Source organism: Bradyrhizobium sp. LVM 105 (assembly GCF_003957705.1).
In the GTDB taxonomy this organism is placed as follows: Bacteria; Pseudomonadota; Alphaproteobacteria; order Rhizobiales; family Xanthobacteraceae; genus Bradyrhizobium; species Bradyrhizobium frederickii.
The window spans coordinates 39,416-58,543 of record NZ_QZMV01000013.1; the positions used below are offsets into that span (position 1 = coordinate 39,416).

Here is a 19,128-nt window from a genome sequence, read left to right on the forward strand (position 1 = left end):
CACACGTGATGAGGAAAAATGGATTCCGGGCTCGCGCCAAATGGCGCGCCCCGGAATGACGGTTGTGCTTGTTGCGCTACTGCGCCTCAATCCTGGATCTTCGAGAAATCCGCCACCGCACGCGTGGCGCTGCGGATCTCGTTCAGCAGCTTCAGCCGGTTCTCGCGCACCTTGGCGTCGTCGTCGTTGACGCGAACCTTGTCGAAGAACGCATCGACCGGCGGACGCAGCTTGGCCATCGCGCTCATCGCGGCGGCAAAGTCTTCCTTGGCGACGGCGGCGCCGGCTTCCGCCTTCACTTCGTCGATCGCCTTCGCCAGCGCCTTCTCCTCAGTGAGGCCATAGAGCGCGGCATCGGGTGCGCCGTCGAAGCTGCGCTTATCCTTCTTCTCCTCGATCGCAAGGATGTTGCTGGCGCGCTTGGTGCCGGCGAGCAGGTTCTTGCCGTCGTCAGTGTCGAGGAATTTGCCGAGCGCCTCGACGCGGCGGACGATCATCAGCAGGTCGTCCTGGCCGCCGAGCGCGAACACGGCATCGACGAGATCGTGCCGCGCCCCCTGCTCGCGAAGCTGAACCTTGAGGCGGTCGGCGAAGAAGGCGAGGAGGACCGGAGCGAATTCAATCGGGCTTGCTACTGATTTTATCTCGTGGTCCTCAAGCAAGGTCACGACAAACGTCTGAATCACTTTCCACAAATTGAGACGGATCTGATTCTCAAGAATCAGCCTGATCACCCCCAGCGCCGCGCGGCGCAGCGCGTACGGGTCCTTGCTGCCCGTCGGCTTCTCGTCGATGGCCCAGAATCCGACGAGCGTGTCGATCTTGTCGGCGAGCGCCACCGCGACGCTGACCGGATCGGTCGGCACGCGATCGGCAGGGCCTTGCGGCTTGTAGTGCTCCTCGCAGGCGGCGGCGACGGAGGCATCCTCGCCCTGGGCAAGCGCGTAGTACTTGCCCATCAGGCCCTGCACCTCGGGGAATTCGCCGACGACCTCGGTGAGCAGGTCGGTCTTGGCCAGACGCGCAGCACGCGTGGTCTTGGCGACATCGGCGCCGACCAGCGGCGCGATCTCCGCGGCGAGGCGCTCGATGCGCTTGATGCGCGCGGCCTGGGTGCCGAGCTTCTCGTGGAACACGATCTGCTCGAATTTCGGCAGACGCTCCTCGAGCTTCGTCTTCAGGTCGGTCTCGTAGAAGAACTTCGCATCCGACAGCCGGGCGCGAATGACGCGCTCGTTGCCGGCGATGATGGTCGCACCACCATCGCTCGCCTCGATATTGGCGACCAGGATGAACTTGTTGGCGAGCTTGCCCGTATTGGGATCGCTGACCACGAAGCATTTCTGGTTGTTGCGGATGGTGGCGCGGATCACTTCGCCCGGCGTCGCCAAAAACTCCGGCTCGAACGAGCCCATCAGCACGACCGGCCATTCGACCAGGCCTGCGACCTCGTCGAGCAGGTTCTGGTCCTCGACCAGCTCGAAGCCTTGCGCGAACGCGAGCTGCTTGGCGTCGGTGAGGATCGCGTCCTTGCGGCGCTCGGGGTCGAGCACGACCTTGGCGTTGAGCAATTTTGCTTCGTAGTCCTCGAAGCGGCGCACCTGAATCGGCGCCGGCGCGAGGAAGCGATGGCCGTACGTGGTCTGGCCGGTCTCGATGCCGTCGACCGAGAACTTCACGACGTCAGGCTCTTCGGTCTCGAGCCCGAACGTCGCGGTGATCGCGTGCAGCGGACGCACCCAGTTGAGCGAGCCGGGCTTGCCCGAACGCGCGCCCCAGCGCATCGATTTCGGCCAGGGGAAGGTGCGGATGATGACGGGCAGGATTTCGGCGAGCACGTCGATCGCATCGCGGCCGGGCTTCTCGATCAAGCCGATGTAGAAATCGCCCTTGGGATCGCGTTGGATTTTTGCCTCGTCCAGCGACTTCAATCCGGTCGCCTTCAGGAAGCCCTGCACGGCCGCATCGGGCGCGCCGAGTTTCGGGCCGCGTCGCTCGGTCTTCAGATCGGGCTGGCGCGCCGGGATGCCGTGCACGGTGAGCGCGAGGCGGCGCGGCGTCGCGAACGCCTTCGCGCCCTCGTAAACGAGGCCTTCGGCGACGAGCTTGTCGGTGACCAGGCGGCGCAGATCGTCCGCCGCCTTGGCTTGCATGCGCGCGGGAATCTCTTCGGAGAACAGTTCAAGCAAAAGATCGGGCATCAGGCCGCTCCGCCCGCTTCAGTATGGATCCAGGCCTCGCCGCAGGCTTTTGCCAGCTCGCGCACGCGAAGAATGTAGCTCTGCCGCTCGGTCACCGAGATCACGCCGCGCGCGTCGAGCAGGTTGAAGACGTGGCTCGCCTTGATGCACTGGTCGTAGGCCGGCAGCGCCATCAGGTGCTGCTTCCGATTGCCGCCTTCGCGCCAGCCGGCGTCGAGATATTTCTTGCAGGCCGCTTCCGCCATCTTGAACTGCTCGAACAGCATCGCGGTGTCGGCATACTCAAAATTATGCCGCGAATATTCCTGCTCGGCCTGCAGGAAGACGTCGCCATACGTGACCTTCTGATCGCCATCGCGGCCGTTGAAATTGAGGTCGTAGACGCGGTCGACGCCCTGCACATACATCGCGAGGCGCTCGAGCCCGTAGGTGAGCTCGCCCGCGACCGGCGCGCATTCGAAGCCGGCGACCTGCTGGAAATAGGTGAACTGGCTCACCTCCATACCGTCGCACCAGCACTCCCAACCGAGGCCCCAGGCGCCCAGCGTCGGGCTCTCCCAATCGTCCTCGACGAAGCGGATGTCGTGCACGGCGCTATCGATGCCGATCGCGGCGAGCGACTTCAGGTACAGCTCCTGAAGGTTCGGCGGCGACGGCTTCATGATCACCTGGAACTGGTAGTAGTGCTGCATCCGGTTCGGATTCTCGCCGTAACGGCCGTCCTTGGGCCGGCGCGAGGGCTGCACATAGGCGGCGTTCCAGGGCTTCGGCCCGAGCGCGCGCAGCGTGGTCGCCGGATGGAAGGTGCCCGCGCCCATCTCCATGTCGTAGGGCTGCAGGATCACGCAGCCCTGCTCGGCCCAGAACCGCTGGAGCGCGAGGATGAAGCCCTGGAACGAGCGTTCCGGGCGCATATGGGCGGGCAAGGAGGCGTCCATCGTCAGATCAGGCTCTCGCGGGGGGTTTTGAATCGCGCGGGACCGTATCGACGGCGGGGGTGGGAATCAAGGCAAAGGGGGCGGATTCGGCCGTCATTCCGGGGCGCCCGCAGGGCGAGCCCGGAATCCATTGCGCCGCTCGCTCCGTGGTTCGACGATTCCGGGTTCTCGCTTCGCGAGCCCCGGAATGACGATTGAGCGGAGTGCCCCTAACCCGGCCTGTACGCTCCGGTCACGGGGTCACGTTTCAGCGTCTGGATATCCCCCACGTGGGCGGTCTCGGCGACGCGCGACAGGCGCATCTCCTCCAGCTCCTGGTTGATTTTGACAGCGGTCTTGTAGGCCCAGCGGACCACGGCAAGCCCACCCAGCACGCCCGCGAAAGCGACGAACGGCGGCATCGGTCGATCCTTGTCTAGTGCTCAGCCCCCGTGAGCATTCTCGCGCAGTCCGGGCCGCGCCGCAATTGGCATGGCGAGGGGCGAAATGGCGCGGGACGGCGCCGGCTAGAACCCGAATTTCGCCCAGATCGCCCGCGTCTCGACCGCCGAGATCAGATCGTCCGGCAGCCCGGCCATCGTTTCCAGCGCCGAAAGCTGCCCGGCGCCGGGCGATTTCCGTCCCAGGAGACCGGACAGCAGCCCGGTCGGCTGCGCGATCACGGGGGTGAGAACCTTCTCGCCATAGCGGGCACGAAGAGTTGAGCGCAGATCGCCGATGCTGTCGGCAAGTCCCAGCGCGACCGAACTGTCGCCGGCCCAGTATTCGCCCGTGAACAGCGTATCGTCCGAGCCCTTGAGGCGCGCACCGCGGCTCTCCTTCACCAGCGAAATGAAGATCTGGTGGATCTCGCGCTGGATCGCCTTCAGCTTGGCGACGTCGTCCGGATTTTCGGGCAGGAACGGGTCGAGCATCGCCTTATGCTCGCCTGATGTGTAGAGGCGCCGCTCGATGCCGAGCCGCTTGATCGCCTCCTGGAAGCCGAAGCTGCCGCCGACCACGCCGATCGAGCCGAGGATCGATGAGGGATCGCAGATGATCTCGTCGCCGGCGCAGGCGATCATGTAGCCGCCGGAGGCCGCAACGTCCTCGACGAACACCAGCACCGGCAGCTTCTTCTCCGCCGCGAGCTGCTTGATGCGCAGATAGATTTGGCGCGACTGCACCGGCGAGCCGCCGGGCGAATTGATCACCAGCGCCACCGCCTTGGCGTGACGATACGAGAACGCGCGCTCAAGCACCCTGGCGATTCCCGCAAGCGTCAGACCCGGGCGCAGCGGCGTCACCGCTCCGATCACACCGGAGAGCCGCACCACCGGCACCACCGTGGTGCCGGGGCGGAAGCGCGCCGGCAGATATTGCATGAGCTTGTCGGCTAGGCCGGAACTCTCACGATCGCTCAATTGTTCGGCCATGCCATTACCTCTGATTAACCATTTCTTATCACGCGAGTGTCATTGAAAGTGCCTGGAACGTGTTTTGCAGAATACCCGTTGGGAAGCTGCAATAGACGGCGGAGGAAACGCCATGAAGATCTATCTGCTGTTGCTGCTGATCGGTGCGCTTTTCACGGCGATTCGCTTCACATCTGCGCCAGAGCAGCAGACGGAATCGCTGCCGCAGTAAGCCATCACGGTTCCAGCGGCAACGCCGCCCGTCCCTCCAGAATAGCTTTCACCTCATTCCTTGGCACATTTGATTCGTCGTTGAGCATGAGGCCCGGCAGCAATCGCGTCGGGGCCCGGCCACCTTTGACCGCACGCACCAGCACGCGGATCGCGGGCCGCCCCGCTTCGCCGTGAACCGGCAGGATCGAGAGGCTGCCGAAGCCGCGCGACAATGCCGCCAGGACATCGGCGATGCCATCCGCACGCCAGATCAATGTCAGCACGCCGTTCGATCGGAGGATGCGGCGCGCTGCATGCACCCACGCATGCAGAGTCTCCTCCGTCGCCACATGCGCGATGTGACGCGCCTGATCGGGTGAGCCGCGATGCCGAGCCGAATCGTTGAAGGGCGGATTCATCAGCACCACGTCGACGCTGTCGGGCGACAGTTCGTTCGACGCAAAGGCCTCGGCACCGGCCGTGACGTCGAGCACGATCGTCTCGGCGGCAATCGCATTTGCCGCCGCGTTGCCGCGCGCGAGCTCGGCCAGCTCCGGATCGATCTCGACCAGGCTGAGGGCGATACCAGGGACGCGGCGGGCAAGCGCCAGCCCGGCCGTACCGACGCCGGCTCCGAAATCGACCACGCGATCTCCGGGGCGGGCCTCGGTTGCCGCCGCGAGCAGGATGGCATCATGCCCGGCGCGATGGCCGGACCGCTTCTGCTTCAGGCGCAACTGTCCGCCGAGAAAGGCGTCCTCGGTAATATCTGCCGCCTCACTCATCGCCGCGCAGTTCGTGGCTGAGGCCGGCTTGGGTGAGGAGTTCCCTCGCCTCCTGGGCGTCGTCCTCATGGACGAGGATCCGCCGCGGCAGGATACCGAGCGAGCCCTCGATGATGCTCATGTTCTGGTCGAGCACCAGATGATGGATATTGGCGCCATCGAGCAGCGCACCGATCGCCGACACCAGCACCATATCGTTGGTCCGCACCAGTTCACGCAAATCGCAGGTCTCCTGCCTGAAAACGGGGCAACGGCAAATGTCAATGGTTCCGCAGCACTTGCCGCATCCGCCGCCAGTTTCTATTGTCTTTCCGTCAGAATAGCCCTTCCGGGGCAAATATTGGAGACCGGCGTGGCCGTCATCGTACCTTTCGAAACTCCCGGCGCGTCGATCGAACAGCTCGTTGCCCTTGTCGCCCCTGACATGGAGCGCGTCAACGCCACGATCCTGTCGCGGACCGGTTCCGACGTGACCATGATCCCGGAAGTCGCCAACCATCTGATCTCCTCCGGGGGCAAGCGGCTGCGGCCGATGCTGACGCTCGCCATGGCCAACCTCGCCGGCTACACCGGCGACGGCCACATCAAGCTCGCTGCCTCCGTCGAGTTCATGCATACCGCCACGCTCCTGCACGACGACGTCGTGGACGAGAGCGAGATGCGCCGCGGCAAGCTGTCGGCGCGCATGCTCTGGGGCAACGAGGCGAGCGTCTTGGTCGGCGACTTCCTGCTCGGCCAGGCCTTCCGCATGATGGTCGAGGTCGGCTCGCTCCGCGCGCTCGACATCCTCTCCGCGGCGGCCGCCACCATCGCCGAGGGCGAGGTGATGCAGCTTGCCGCCGCCAAGAACACCGCGACCACCGAGGACGAATATCTCGCCGTGATCCGCGGCAAGACCGCCGAGCTGTTCGCCGCCGCCTGCGAGGTCGGCCCCGTCATCGCCAACCGCCCGAAGGCCGAGCAGACCGCCTGCCGCTCGGTCGGCATGAATCTCGGCATCGCCTTCCAGCTCGTCGACGACGTGCTCGACTATGGCGGCAAGAGCGCCAAGCTCGGCAAGAACACCGGCGACGATTTCCGCGAGGGCAAGATCACGCTGCCCGTCGTGCTCGCCTTCCGCCGCGGCAACGACACCGAGCGCGCCTTCTGGATCCGGGCGCTGGAGCGCGGCGAGATCGGCGACAGCGATCTCGATCACGCCCTCGGATTGATGAACAAGCACCGCGCGCTGGAGGATACGTTGAGCCGCGCCCAGCACTACGGCGCCATGGCCGTCGACGCGCTGGCGCTGTTCCCGTCCTCGCCGATGAAGAGCGCGCTGGAGCAGGTGGTGGCGTTCTGTCTGGCGCGGTCGCACTGAGCGCGGCGCTTCGGCCGCACGCGCAATCCGCTCTTGCTCTGTAATTCGCCCCGACATCCTGAGGCGCGACGCCTGTGACGCAACGCGTCCCGGGCCGAGCCTCGACGGATGCACGACCGAGGCTGCAGCCGGGTCGTCGCCCTTCGCGGGCCGCTGAAGCAGCGGCCGCCTCAGGGTGACGGTGATCGACTGGAGCGCGCAGCGACGCTTCGGCGGGTGAATGCCAGCGTGATCTTCCGCCGCATGGATTAAACGAGGGGGCGTTCGAACCTGAAGACTTGCAATCGCGGTCCGCTGCGCTACGAAAACAGGATGATCGAAACCAATATCTGGCTGTTCCTGGCCGCAGCCTGTCTCATCGCCGCCGTTCCCGGCCCCGGCATCTTTTACGTCGCGGCACGAACCTTGTCCGAGGGCCGCGCCAGCGGCTTTGCCTCGACCGCGGGCACGGCGCTGGGCGGGCTGGTTCATGTGGTGGCGGGCAGCTTCGGCATCTCCGCAATCATCCTCGCCAGCGCCGAGCTGTTCGCCGCCGTCAAATTCGTCGGCGCGCTCTATCTGGTCTGGCTCGGCATCAAGACGTTTCGGAGCGCCGGCCAAGCGCTGTCGCTCGAGAGTGAGCCTGTCGGCGACGAGCGCGCGTTCCGCGACGGCGTGCTGGTCGAGGCGCTGAACCCGAAGACCGCCGCGTTCTTCCTCGCCTTCATTCCGCAATTCCTCGATCCCGCGGGATCGAACCCCACCCTGCAATTCATCATGTTGGGTGCGATCTCGGTGGCGTTGAACACGCTCGCCGATGTCGTCGTGGTGCTGATGGCCTCCGCAACCCGCACGCAGCTGATCGGACGGCCGCATCTGGTGCGGCGTCTCGCCCAGGGCTCCGGCGTCTTCATCGCGGGCCTCGGCCTGTCGCTTGCATTGGCGCGGCGGCCGGCCAATGGCTAGCACCCCGCAGAGCCGCTTCTATGAATCGCACGGCCTGCGGCTGCATTACGCCGATTGGGGCAATGAGAGCGCGCCGCCCCTCATCCTGGTTCACGGCGGCCGCGATCATTGCCGGAGCTGGGACGTCATCGCCCGGTCGTTGCAGCCGCATTTCCACGTGATCGCTCCGGACCTGCGCGGCCACGGCGATTCGGACTGGACCAAAGGCGGCAGCTACGCCCTGACCGAATATGTCTACGATCTCACCCAGCTCGTCCGCGTCATCGCAGCGCCTCAGGTCACTCTGATCGGCCATTCGATGGGCGGCATGGTGAGCCTGATCTTTTCAGGATCATTCCCTGAACAGGTCTCGAAGCTGGTGGTGCTCGACGGCGTGACCATGCTGCCGGACACGCCGAAGCCGGCGGCGCATGAGCGCATCGGCAAATGGGTCGGCCAGCTCGACAGGCTGCACGACCGCACGCCCCGCCGCTACGCGACCCTCGAAGACGCTGCGGCGCAGATGGTGCTTCACAACAAGCGGCTCGCCCGCGACCTCGCGCTGCATCTCGCCACCCACGGCGCACGACAGAATGAGGACGGCAGCTACAGCTGGAAGTTCGATCCGTACCAGCGGGCATCGGCGCCGCACCGGCTCTGGCCGGACGATCACGTCGCGCTGTGGTCACGCATCGGCTGCCCGACCTTGCTGCTCAATGCCGGCGAAAGCTTTCTCGCCGGCGCCAGGGCCGCAGGCCTGGAGCGTTATTTCCGAGAGGCGCGCGTCGAGACCATCGCCGGTGCGGGCCATTGGCTGCAGCACGACAAGCCGCGGGAGGTGCTGGGCGAGATCAGGCGGTTTCTGGGACTGGCTGAGGACAACGGCTAGCTCAACTGCGGTAGGGTTGGCAAAGCGAAGCGTGCCCACCACTCTCATCGCGCATCTTGGATGGACGTGGGCACGGCGCTGTGCGCCTTTGCCCACCCTACGGCACTACGCAGCGTCGCTACTAGCTCAACGTCCCCGCATGCACCCACCAGCCGGGGTGATCGCGACGAATCCTTTCCGCGGCGGCATGCGCTTCGTTTGCTCCGCCATAGATCGCAAAGCAGGTCGCGCCCGAGCCGGACATCCGGGCGAGCTTGACGCCGGCGGAGTCGCGCAAGGCCTCCAGCACCTCGCCGATCACGGGCTGGATGCGCAGCGCAGGCGCTTCGAGATCGTTGGGAACGCGTTCGAGCACTGCGACCCAATCGGCTATCGATCCGCCCTCTTCCGGCCAGGCCGGAGCGCGGATGACGTCGGTGACGCCGACCAGCAATTCACCGTTGCGCAGCCCCAGTGCCTGGAACACGTCCTTGGTCGCGACCGGCACGCGCGGATTGACCATGACGCAGGCCATGCTGGGCAGCGCGAGCGGCAACAACTGCTCGCCGACGCCGGTCATGTCGCAGGCGCGCGAGATGAGGCACACCGGCACGTCGGCGCCGGTCGCGAGCGCGACCTTCTGAACGCGGGGATCGTCGAGCGAGAGATCGTTGAGACGCGCCAGGAGCCGCAGCGCCGCCGCAGCGTCGGCCGAGCCGCCGCCGATGCCGGCGGCCACCGGCAGCACCTTGTCGAGCGCGAACGCGCCGAGCTTCAGGCCAGGCACCGCCTCGGCGAGCAGCCTGGCGGCCTTGACCACGAGATTGTCGGACGTCTCCCCGCAGGCCGCGGCCAGCGGCCCGGTGGTGGTGAGCTTCAGCTCGCCGCCCGGCTCCAGCGACAGCCGGTCGGCGCAGTCGGCAAACGCGACCACGCTTTCGAGATCATGATAGCCGTCGGCACGACGGCCGACCACGCGAAGGCTCAAGTTGACCTTGGCCCGCCCTTCTTCGATCAACGCCGGCATCGGCGACACGCCCCCAACTTCGCTCAGACTAGCCGCCCCTACCGTCGTCCTTCTTCTTGTCCGCCTGCGCGGCCGAAGAGTTCGAATTGTCGTCGGCGAGACCATTGGCGATCTTGGCCTCGATCTTCGGCAGCTCTTCCGGCTCGGGCTTGAGATCGCGGGCGTGCGACCACTGGAATTTGGCTTCGAGCGTGCGGCCGACGCGCCAATAGGCGTCGCCGAGATGGTCGTTGATGGTGGGATCCTCGGGCTTGAGGTCGATCGCGCGCTCGAGGTTCTTCACCGCCTCGTCGTAATTGCCGATGCGGTAATAGGCCCAGCCGAGGGAATCGACGATGTAGCCGTCGTCGGGACGCTGCTCGACGGCGCGCTTGATCATCTTCATGCCTTCGTCGAGGTTCACGCCCTGGTCGATCCAGGAATAGCCGAGATAGTTGAGGACGTGCGGCTGGTCGGGCTGCAGCTCGAGCGCCTTCTTCATGTCGACCTCGGCCTTGGCCCACTGCTTGGAGCGCTCCTGGCAGATGCCGCGGTAATAGTACCAGACGCTGTTGGCCTTGTCGTTGCCGGCCGGCAGCACGTCGATGCCCCGCGAATAGGTCGCGCCGCAGTCGCCGAACTTCTTGCGGCCGCGCTCGATGTTGCCGAGCGCCATGATGGCTTCGAGATCCTTGGCATCCTCCGCAGTGACGCCCTTGAGGATCTTGATCGCCTCTTCCGTGCGGTCGGCGGAATCGAGATCGATGGCCAGCTGAATCTGCGCGTTGCGCTTGAGCGGCGAGGTCGCGGGCACGCGCTCATAGACCTTGATCGCCATCTGCGGCCGCTTCACCGATTCATAGAGATCGGCGAGCGAGAGCAGCGCCAGCGGATGCGTCGGCTGCAGGTAGAGCGAGAGCTGGAGATAGACCAGCGCCAGATCCTCGCCGCCGCGGCGGGTCAGCGTGGCGCCGATGCCGTAGAGCGCTTCGGCGGCGCCGGCCTGCGCGGAATCGACCAGCGGCGGCATCTTCTTGCCGGCCCTGGTTTCGCGCAGGCCTTCCTGGATCAGCGGATGGCGCGCGAGCTTCTTGTCGAAGGCCTGATAGACATTGGTCGCGGCAGCCGAGTCCTTGTTGCGCGACAGCCAGCGGCCATAGGCCTCGGTCACGCGCAGCATGGAATCGTCGAGCTTGTAGGCGCGCTCGAAGCGCGTGCCGGCGTCCTTCTCCTTGCCGGAGAGTTCGAGGATCATGCCGGCGTGAAGATCCTTGAACAGCGGATACCATTCCGGACCTGCCAGCTTGTCGATGGTGGCGACACCGCCCTTGGCATCGCCCGCACCATAGGCGGCCCATCCCGACAGCAGCGTGGCGACGAGATCGGTGATCGGACCGCGGATCGACTGGTTGATGTTGGTCTGCGCGGCCGCGTACTTCTTCACCTTGAGATCGTGGACGCCGACGACGAGACGCGCGACGCGGTTGGTCTTGTCGATGGTGAGGATGCGCTCGGCGAGCTTGACCGCTTCGTCGATGTCACCGTCGGCGACCGACGAGATGAAGGCGCGGTCGAGCAGCTCATTGTTCTTCGGATCGGTGCGCAGGGCCGAACGGTAGAATGCGGCAGCGGAAGCCGCGTCGCGCTCGACGCTGGCGTGACGGGCGGCGAGATAGCTGCCGGCACCGGTCAGCGACTTCAGATCGTTTCGGGTCGGAAACTGCGCCGCCGAGTCGGACGGATGGTCCGGCGTCTGCGCCAGCACCCTGCCGGGGACGGTCGCGATCGCTGTGCCCATGAGGGCAATGGCGGCAACAGTCCAGCGGTTGAAACGATTTGAAAACATCAGGGCTCGCCTTGAGTTGGTAGTGCCTGGGTTGCAGCAAAGGGCCGTATCGCATGCGAAGGCGGCCGGAGGCATCCGGACCCGGAACCGTTGGGCCGACAATGCCGCTTTTGGCGCTTCGCCGCAAGGATTCGGACCTGACGCCCGCCTCCGAAAGGCCCAAATCGGCCAAGTCACCGGTCAGGAGCAGCCCCAAGACGCCGCTACTATGGCCTTATCGTGGCCGCGACCCGTCGTCGCGCCCCCGTGCTCACGCGAACGTGCGTCGGATCACTCCGTGATCAGACCCGCTTGCTTCGTCGCCCTTACATCGCCTCGTAGTTCGGGCCGCCGCCGCCCTCCGGGGGAACCCAGGTGATGTTACCGTTGGGATCCTTCACGTCGCAGGTTTTGCAGTGGACGCAGTTCTGAGCGTTGATCTGGAAACGCGGACCCGATCCCTCCTCGATCCACTCATAGACGCCGGCGGGGCAATAGCGATTCGAAGGACCGGCGAAGACGTCGTGCTCGGAAGCCTTCTGCAGGTTCATGTCCGTGACCTTCAGATGGACCGGCTGGTCCTCCTCATGGTTGGTGTTGGACAGGAACACGGAGGACAGCTTGTCGAAGGAGATCTTGCCATCCGGCTTCGGGTAGTTCTTCGGGGCGTGGCTCTTCGCCGGCTCGAGCGTGGCGCGGTCTTGCTTGGCATGTGACTGGGTGCCGAACAGCGAGGCGCCGAACAGCGTGTTGCACCACATGTCGAAGATGCCGAGGCCGGCGCCGATGAAGGTGCCGAACTTCGACAAGAGCGGCTTGGCGTTGCGTACCGGGTAAAGGTCCTTGCCGACGACGGAGTCGCGCCACGCGTTCTCGTATTCGACGAGCTCGTCGTTGGCGCGGCCCGCAGCAAGTGCGGCATTGACATGCTCGGCGGCGAGCATGCCGGTGCCCATCGCATTGTGCACGCCCTTGATGCGCGGCACGTTGACGAAGCCGGCGGCGCAGCCGATCAGCGCGCCACCGGGGAAGCTAAGCCGCGGCACCGACTGGTAGCCACCTTCGGTGATGGCGCGGGCGCCATAGGCCAGCCGCTTGCCGCCTTCGAGCGTGGCCCGCACCGCGGGATGGTTCTTGACGCGCTGGAATTCGTCGAACGGCGACAGATAGGGATCGTTGTAGTTGAGATGGACGACAAAGCCGATCGACACCAGGTTCTCGTCGTAATGGTAGAAGAACAGGCCGCCACCGGTATCGTTCTTCAGCGGCCAGCCGACCGCATGCTGGACCAGACCCTTCTGGTGCTTGGCCGGATCGATCTGCCAGACCTCCTTGAGGCCGATGCCGAATTTCGGCGGCTCGCTCTTGGCGTCGAGCGCGTATTTCGCGATGAGCTGCTTGGACAGGCTGCCGCGGGCGCCTTCCGCGAACAGCGTGTACTTGCCGAGCAATTCCATGCCGCGGGTGAAGGAGTCCTTCGGCTTGCCGTCACGGCCGATACCCATGTCGCCGGTGGCGATACCCCTGACGTTGCCCGCCTCGTCATAGAGCACCTCGGCTGCGGCAAAGCCCGGATAGATCTCGACGCCAAGCGCCTCGGCCTTCCGCGCCAGCCAGCGGCAGACATTGCCGAGCGAGCCGATATAGCAGTGATGGTTGTTCATCAGCGGCGGCATGATGAAGTTCGGCAGCTTGATCGCGCTGGTCTCGGTGAACCAGAAGAAGCGGTCGTCCTTGACCTCAGTCTTGAGCGAGCAATCGGGATCCTCGCGCCAGTCCGGGATCAGCTTGTCGAGCCCGGCCGGATCGATCACTGCACCGGAGAGAATATGCGCGCCGACCTCGGAGCCCTTCTCCACCACGACGACGTTGAGATCGGCGTTGAGCTGCTTCAGCCGGATCGCGGCCGACAGACCCGAGGGGCCGGCGCCGACGATGACGACGTCGAATTCCATGGATTCGCGCGGGGGAAGTTCTTCGGTGCTCATCTGATCTCAGCCCTTGAGACGGTCCTCGGTCGTTTGCGCCCCCTTGTTTCCGATTTTTCCGGGCAGGACAACAGCGGAAATGCATTTCGCTGGGATGCAAGGCGCCCCAAACTGATATAAAAGTCTGACTTTCCAGATGATCCCCGAACCCGCACCCACCGTCCGAGAGCTTCTTGCCTTCTATCTGGAGGCCGGTGTCGATTGCGCGCTCGCCGAGGAACCGATCGACCGCCTGGCGGAATTGGATGCTCCGCCCGCGGCCCCGCGCGCGGCAGCTGCGATCGAGGTGCCGCGGCCGCTCGCCGCGCCGGCGGTGATGCGCGGCGAGGCCGCGCCTGCTCCCGACGTCGCCATCGCCTCCGCGCGCGAGGCTGCACGCACCGCGCCGACGCTGGAGGCGCTGCGCGAGCTGATGCAGAATTTCGAGGGCTGCGCGCTGAAGCACACCGCGACGCGGCTGGTGTTCGCCGACGGCAACCCGCAGGCGCGCATCATGTTCGTCGGCGAGGCGCCGGGCCGCGACGAGGACATCGAGGGCCTGCCCTTCGTCGGGCGCAGCGGCAAGCTGCTCGATCTCATGATCGGCGCCATCGGCCTCAACCGCAGCACCGCCTACATCGCCAACGTGATTCCGTGGCGGCCGCCCGGCAACCGCACGCCGACGCCGCAGGAGACGCAGATCTGCCTGCCATTCATCCAGCGCCATATCGAGCTGGTGAATCCGGATGTGCTGGTGACGCTCGGTAACCCCTCGACGCAGACGTTGCTGGGAACGCGCGAGGGCATCATGCGCACCCGCGGACGCTGGTTCGACTACGAGACAGGGGCGCGCACCATCCGGGCGCTGCCGACGTTCCATCCCGCCTATCTGCTCCGCTCGCCGTCCTACAAACGGCTGGCGTGGCAGGATCTGCGTGCGATCGCCAAGGTGCTGGCGGAAGGCGCGGTGTAACTACACCCACGCCGTCATTCCGGGGCTCGCGAAGCGAGAGCTATGGTGCGCAATTGCGCACCTGAGAATCCATCGAGCGGCAGAGCTAATGGATGAATGGATTCCGGGCTCGCGGCTTCGCCGCGCCCCGGAATGACCCTCCCCTACGTCCCCTTCGGCCGCACGATGGCCCAGCCGATGCGCAGCAGCTGCTGGCGTCCGGTCACCAGCCATTCGAACGCACGCGGCACTTCCGGCACGATGCCGGGAAAGCGTTTGAGAATGTCCGGCGGCGGCGTGCCGGCGGTGTCGGAGGCGCGCCAGACCACGACGCCGCCGGTCTCGTTGAATTTGGCCTGATTCATCCACGGCGTGCGCGCAGGGTCGGCGTCGATGAAAAGATGCGGACGACCGGAATGCAGCGTGATCAGGCTCGCAAGCTGTGTCTCGCCCGCAACGGCGCGCAGGCGATGGTTGGTGCGGCGGGCAAAGCTGTCGTCGAAGAAGTCCGAGATTGCGCGCGCGGGCATCGAGGTCGCGATCTCGCCCGTGCCGGTCCAGGGCAGGAGCAGGACGCCCAGGACGACGCCGATGGCCGGGGCCACGACGGCCGCGGCCCACACCATGCGCAGCATCCGCGCGCGGCGCATCGCAATGAGATCGCCGGCCGCGACCACCACGGCCAGCCCGGACGTGACGAGGACGACGCCGGCGCCGCCGACGACGTATTCGAGCCCGAGCAGGCCGGAGATCAGCACCCCGCCCAGCACCGGGGCGAGTGCGAAGAAATAGACGAAGTTGCGCGCCAGCGGGTCGACCGGCGGCCGGTAGATGATCGGCGGCTCCTCGCCCTTGCCGGCAAACAGTCCGGTGTTGAGGAAGGTCAGCGCCGGGATCGCGGCGGCCCCGAGCACGAGGCCGCCGAGCAGCCAGGCCGCATGCAGGGCGCGGGCACTCAACTCCGCAACTTGCGGCAGGGCCGGCATCGCAAGCGTCTCCGCCCGCATCAGCCAGACCGCATAGGGCAGCGCCAGCACCGCGACGACGATCAGCGCGAACAGCGGATCGAGCGCGCGCAGCGTCCGGCGGCCGCCGCCGGTCGAGACCGCGAACACGACGAGCAGCAGCAGCAGGAAGATCGCCGCGGGCGTCGTCAGCAGCAACAGGCCGGCCTCGATCGACCAGGCGAACCAGGCATTGCCGCGGCGCTGGCCGATGATCTGCCAGGAGTGCAGCAGCAGCAGCGCCCACAGCGGCCGGGCCAGCACGAGGGGTCCGAAGTCGAGCGCCGAGGAGGAGAAGGCGAGCACCGTCATGGTCAGCAACACGCTGAGCACCGCCTGCTGCGAGCCGACCACGGCGCGGGACAGATGATAGAGCGCGATGAAAGTCGCGATCTCGCAGAGCTCGGCCAGCACATAGACGCCGAACATGTGGCCACCGGCGGCGCGATAGGCGATGTCGGCGAGCCAGACCGGCAAGGGCGGCCCGAGGTCGGTGCCGACCTGGTATTCGCGTCCGAAAGCCAGCAGCGTCGCCAGCGTGCCGGGCGGGCTGCGGTAGAACACCAGCGCCACGAACAGCCACATCAAAGCCTGCAGCAGCACGGCGATCCAGACGATCAGCCGCGGCCGGGCGCGAATGAGCTCGATGACCAGGGAGGTAAACCGCATGCAACGCCCGAAAGATGCAGCCAACCCGTCCAGCCGGCCCTATTCGCTCACGACTACTTTGATAAGGGGCGTCGCCGGTCGTGGCAACTTCGGTGTGCTCGCTCTCCCCGTTCTTACGCGGAGAAGGTGGGGTGAGGGGCTGCATCCGCAAAGACAGTACGAGTTGGACTCGCGGAGAGTCCCCCTCACCCGGATTGCATCTTCGATGCAATCCGGCCTCTCCGCGCAAGCGGGGAGAGGCGCCGCCGCGAGAGAGGAATGCTAAAGGCCTGCCGAGACGTCGATCTCAACGCTCGCGTCCACCTGCACCTCGACCTCGGTCACCGAGAACAGGTCTCGCACCGGCTCGACGGTCCAGGGCATATGCTTGGCGCGCGCGGCCGCGACCGGGGCAAAGAAGCTGCGGTGGTGGATGGTGGGGCCGAGGCGGTCGAGCGCGTCGAGGTGCTCGGGGACGGCATAGCCCTTGTGCTGCTCGAAGCCGTAGCCGGGACAGTCCTGCGCCAGCGCGCACATCAGGCGGTCACGCGTCACCTTGGCGATGATGGAGGCCGCGGCGATCGACAGCACGATGCCGTCGCCGCCGATCACGGCCTCACAGTCGCATTCCGTGTCGAGCCGGTCGCGGCCGTCGACGAAGACATGCCTGGGCGCCTCCGGCAGCGCCACCACGGCGCGCTTCAGCGCCCACAGCGAGGCGCGCAGGATGTTGTCGCGATCGATTCGCGAGGGCGAGGCAACGGCAACCGAGACCTGCGCGGTGGCGCAGATCTTGTCGAACAGCTTTTCGCGCTCCTCGGCCGTCAGGCGCTTGGAATCGTCGATGCCGCGCGGGATGCGGTCGGGGTCGAGAATCACGGCAGCCGCCACCACGGGGCCTGCCAGCGGTCCGCGACCGGCCTCGTCGCAGCCGGCGACCGGCCAGACCCCGCGCTTGATCAGCGCGCGCTCGCGGCGAAAGCTCGGGGGGGCGACGGCAATGATAGCTTTCTTGCCGGCGGGAGCGGCCATTGCTTGGGGCGCAGCCGTTTTCACCTTGGCAGGCGCTGCCTTGTTCGCAGCAGCCTTCTTAGGCGCGTCTTTGGCCGGCTTGGTCGCGGACTTGTCCCGAATCATGGCCGGGATCGTGCGCAAGGGGCCCGGCCTGCGCAACCGGGAACCTCGCACAATTCCCGCTATTCAGGCCCCTACTCCGCCAGATGCACCCGCCGGTCGTCGCCGACATCGATGCCGGGCGCGACCACGACCTCCCAGGGATGGCCGTCAGGGTCGGCGAAATAACCGCAATAGCCGCCGTAATCGGTCTCGTGCGCGGCCTTCACCAGCTTCGCCCCCTTGCCGAGCGCGAAGGCCATCACCGCATCGACCTCCTCACGGGTCCGACAGTTCCAGGCGAGCGTCATGCCGCGGAAGGCCTGCGGCCTCGGCTGGTCCGGCAGCCCCGCGTCGGCCGCAAGCTGATCCCAGCGATACAAGGCGAGCACGGGACCACCGGTATCGTAGAACGCAACCGCCTCGCCGGTCGCCTTCAGCCGGCGCGAGAAACCGAGCGCGTCGTAAAAAGCGATGCTGGCGCGGATGTCGCTGACGCCGAGTGTGATGACTGTGAGCCGCGGCACCGGCGCGTTGAGTTCCTTGAGCATACGACGCCTCTTCCGTTCCCGATCAGAACAGGCTGAGCTGATCGCCGTTCCGCTTCGGCCGCGCAAAGTGATCCGTCGTCAGCTTGGAGCGGCGCTTGTTCAGGCCGAGCCGCTCGCAGGCGATCTCGAAGCGGCGGCCGATGGTCCAGGCCATCGGTCCGGTGCCCTTCATCCGCTCGCCCCATTTCGCATCGTAGTCGCGCCCGCCGCGCATGTCGCGGATCAAGGTGAAGACGTGGCGGTAGCGGTCCGGATAGTTCGCCATCAGCCATTCGCGGAAGAGATCGCGCACCTCCAGCGGCAGCCGCAGCAGCACATAGGAGGCTTCCTTGACGCCGGCATGGGCGGCGGCATCGAGAACGCGCTCGATCTCGCAATCGTTCAGCGCAGGGATCACCGGCGCCACCATCACGGTGGTCGGAATGCCGGCATCTGAGAGCTGCTTCAGCGCCTCCAGCCGCTTCGGCGGCGTCGCGGCGCGCGGCTCCATGGTGCGGGCCAGTTTCGGATCGAGCGAGGTCACGGAGATCGCGACCTTGGCGAGGTTGCGCTTGGCCATCCGCGCGAGAATGTCGATATCGCGCAGCACCAGCGCCGATTTGGTCACGATGCCGACGGGATGGCCGGCACGTTCCAGCACCTCGAGGATGCCGCGCATGATCTTGTGCTCGCGCTCGATCGGCTGATAGGGATCGGTGTTGGTGCCGATCGCGATCATGCGCGGCTCGTAGCCGGCCGCGGCGAGCTCCTTCTCGAGCAGCGAAGGCGCCTCGGGTTTCGCAAACAGCTTCGATTCGAAATCGAGGCCCGGCGACAGGCCGAGATAGGCGTGGGTCGGCCGGGCGAAGCAGTAGACACAGCCGTGCTCGCAGCCGCGATAGGGATTGATCGAGCGGTCGAAGCCGATGTCGGGTGAGTCATTACGGGTGATCACCTTGCGCGACGTGTCGACTGCGACCGTGGTCTTGAACGGCGGCAGCTCTTCCAGGCTCTGCCAGCCGTCGTCGAAAGCGACGCGCGCCTCGGCCTCGTAGCGGCCGCTGGCGTTGGACTGCGCCCCTCGCCCTCGCCGGCGGGCGCGGTCGATGGCGACGCCGAGTTCGGGAAAATCAGAGTCCGCACCCGCCGGCTCGGAGGGCGCCTTGACCGGCGGGTGCTTGAGAGCATGAGAGGATGCTGCTGGACTCATGAACCCAAGATAGCACGCCAAAGGAACAAATCAAGAACACAGATGAAAAATGGAAAACAACCCCATGCAAAGCTGCCGCCCAAATTTCGGGCGCTTTCTCTTGACCTCACGCAACAAGCCTGTCGCAACGATCCCGTTTGATGCCGGACAGGGATCGATCGCGCCGGAACAATGTTGGTGACGATCGCGG

General features: G+C 66.0%; 17 protein-coding genes. 4 read left to right on the forward strand and 13 right to left on the reverse strand.

The annotated features are described in order from the left end of the window. Window positions 1–86 precede the first annotated feature (86 nt). The 6 genes from glyS to D6B98_RS28840 form a co-directional block, all read right to left on the reverse strand. Entirely contained in the window at window positions 87–2,201 is a 2,115-nt protein-coding gene (gene glyS, locus D6B98_RS28815; protein WP_126260419.1) for a glycine--tRNA ligase subunit beta, read from the reverse strand. After that, window positions 2,201–3,139, reverse strand: a complete 939-nt coding sequence (locus D6B98_RS28820; RefSeq protein WP_126260420.1) for a glycine--tRNA ligase subunit alpha — start codon at window positions 3,137–3,139, stop codon at window positions 2,201–2,203. The genes glyS and D6B98_RS28820 overlap by 1 nt, the downstream gene beginning before the upstream one ends. Before the next feature lie 209 nt (window positions 3,140–3,348). Then, the gene (locus tag D6B98_RS28825; RefSeq protein ID WP_126260421.1) at window positions 3,349–3,540 is read right to left on the reverse strand and encodes a hypothetical protein; all 192 of its coding nucleotides are present in this window, start codon (window positions 3,538–3,540) and stop codon (window positions 3,349–3,351) included. Window positions 3,541–3,645: 105 nt separating this feature from the next. Further along, window positions 3,646–4,554, reverse strand: coding sequence for a S49 family peptidase (locus tag D6B98_RS28830; protein ID WP_126260422.1), 909 nt, complete (start codon window positions 4,552–4,554; stop codon window positions 3,646–3,648). Window positions 4,555–4,769: 215 nt separating this feature from the next. Further along, the gene (locus tag D6B98_RS28835; protein ID WP_126260572.1) at window positions 4,770–5,531 is read right to left on the reverse strand and encodes a tRNA1(Val) (adenine(37)-N6)-methyltransferase; all 762 of its coding nucleotides are present in this window, start codon (window positions 5,529–5,531) and stop codon (window positions 4,770–4,772) included. Continuing rightward, window positions 5,524–5,751: a putative signal transducing protein gene (locus tag D6B98_RS28840; protein ID WP_126260423.1), complete on the reverse strand. Its 228-nt coding sequence runs from the start codon at window positions 5,749–5,751 to the stop codon at window positions 5,524–5,526. The genes D6B98_RS28835 and D6B98_RS28840 overlap by 8 nt, the downstream gene beginning before the upstream one ends. 132 nt (window positions 5,752–5,883) lie before the next feature. Here D6B98_RS28840 and D6B98_RS28845 point away from each other — a divergent pair, with 132 nt between their 5' ends. The 3 genes from D6B98_RS28845 (at window position 5,884) to D6B98_RS28855 (ending at window position 8,704) form a co-directional block, all read left to right on the forward strand. After that, entirely contained in the window at window positions 5,884–6,891 is a 1,008-nt protein-coding gene (locus D6B98_RS28845; protein ID WP_126260424.1) for a polyprenyl synthetase family protein, read from the forward strand. 312 nt (window positions 6,892–7,203) lie between these two features. Further along, window positions 7,204–7,836 (forward strand): LysE family translocator, encoded by a 633-nt coding sequence (locus D6B98_RS28850; protein ID WP_126260425.1) that lies wholly within the window; start codon window positions 7,204–7,206, stop codon window positions 7,834–7,836. Continuing rightward, complete coding sequence (locus D6B98_RS28855; protein ID WP_126260426.1) at window positions 7,829–8,704, forward strand: alpha/beta fold hydrolase; 876 nt, start codon at window positions 7,829–7,831, stop codon at window positions 8,702–8,704. The genes D6B98_RS28850 and D6B98_RS28855 overlap by 8 nt, the downstream gene beginning before the upstream one ends. A gap of 121 nt (window positions 8,705–8,825) precedes the next feature. Here the strand turns inward: D6B98_RS28855 and D6B98_RS28860 are convergent, their stop codons facing one another. From D6B98_RS28860 to D6B98_RS28870, 3 genes are all read right to left on the reverse strand, one after another. Next, on the reverse strand, window positions 8,826–9,710 hold the full coding sequence (locus D6B98_RS28860; protein ID WP_164718935.1) for a 4-(cytidine 5'-diphospho)-2-C-methyl-D-erythritol kinase: 885 nt from the start codon (window positions 9,708–9,710) through the stop codon (window positions 8,826–8,828). A 28-nt stretch (window positions 9,711–9,738) separates the two neighbouring features. Next, a complete protein-coding gene (locus tag D6B98_RS28865; protein WP_126260428.1) occupies window positions 9,739–11,535 on the reverse strand; it encodes a tetratricopeptide repeat protein in 1,797 nt (598 codons plus the stop codon). 305 nt (window positions 11,536–11,840) lie between these two features. After that, window positions 11,841–13,502, reverse strand: coding sequence for an electron transfer flavoprotein-ubiquinone oxidoreductase (locus D6B98_RS28870; RefSeq protein ID WP_126260429.1), 1,662 nt, complete (start codon window positions 13,500–13,502; stop codon window positions 11,841–11,843). 136 nt (window positions 13,503–13,638) lie between these two features. On the opposite strand from D6B98_RS28870, the gene D6B98_RS28875 reads away from it, so the two are divergent. Then, window positions 13,639–14,454 (forward strand): uracil-DNA glycosylase, encoded by an 816-nt coding sequence (locus D6B98_RS28875; protein ID WP_126260430.1) that lies wholly within the window; start codon window positions 13,639–13,641, stop codon window positions 14,452–14,454. Window positions 14,455–14,597: 143 nt separating this feature from the next. On the opposite strand, the gene D6B98_RS28880 is transcribed toward D6B98_RS28875, so the two are convergent. From D6B98_RS28880 to D6B98_RS28895, 4 genes are all read right to left on the reverse strand, one after another. After that, entirely contained in the window at window positions 14,598–16,106 is a 1,509-nt protein-coding gene (locus D6B98_RS28880; RefSeq protein ID WP_126260431.1) for a glycosyltransferase family 39 protein, read from the reverse strand. A gap of 261 nt (window positions 16,107–16,367) precedes the next feature. Continuing rightward, window positions 16,368–17,222 carry a ribonuclease HII gene (gene rnhB / locus D6B98_RS28885; protein WP_126260432.1) on the reverse strand — a complete coding sequence of 285 codons (855 nt, stop codon included), beginning with the start codon at window positions 17,220–17,222 and terminating at the stop codon, window positions 16,368–16,370. 71 nt (window positions 17,223–17,293) lie between these two features. Then, entirely contained in the window at window positions 17,294–17,749 is a 456-nt protein-coding gene (locus tag D6B98_RS28890) for a VOC family protein (RefSeq protein WP_126260433.1), read from the reverse strand. A 22-nt stretch (window positions 17,750–17,771) separates the two neighbouring features. After that, window positions 17,772–18,938, reverse strand: coding sequence for a PA0069 family radical SAM protein (locus tag D6B98_RS28895; protein ID WP_126260434.1), 1,167 nt, complete (start codon window positions 18,936–18,938; stop codon window positions 17,772–17,774). Between the last annotated feature and the right edge of the window lie 190 nt (window positions 18,939–19,128).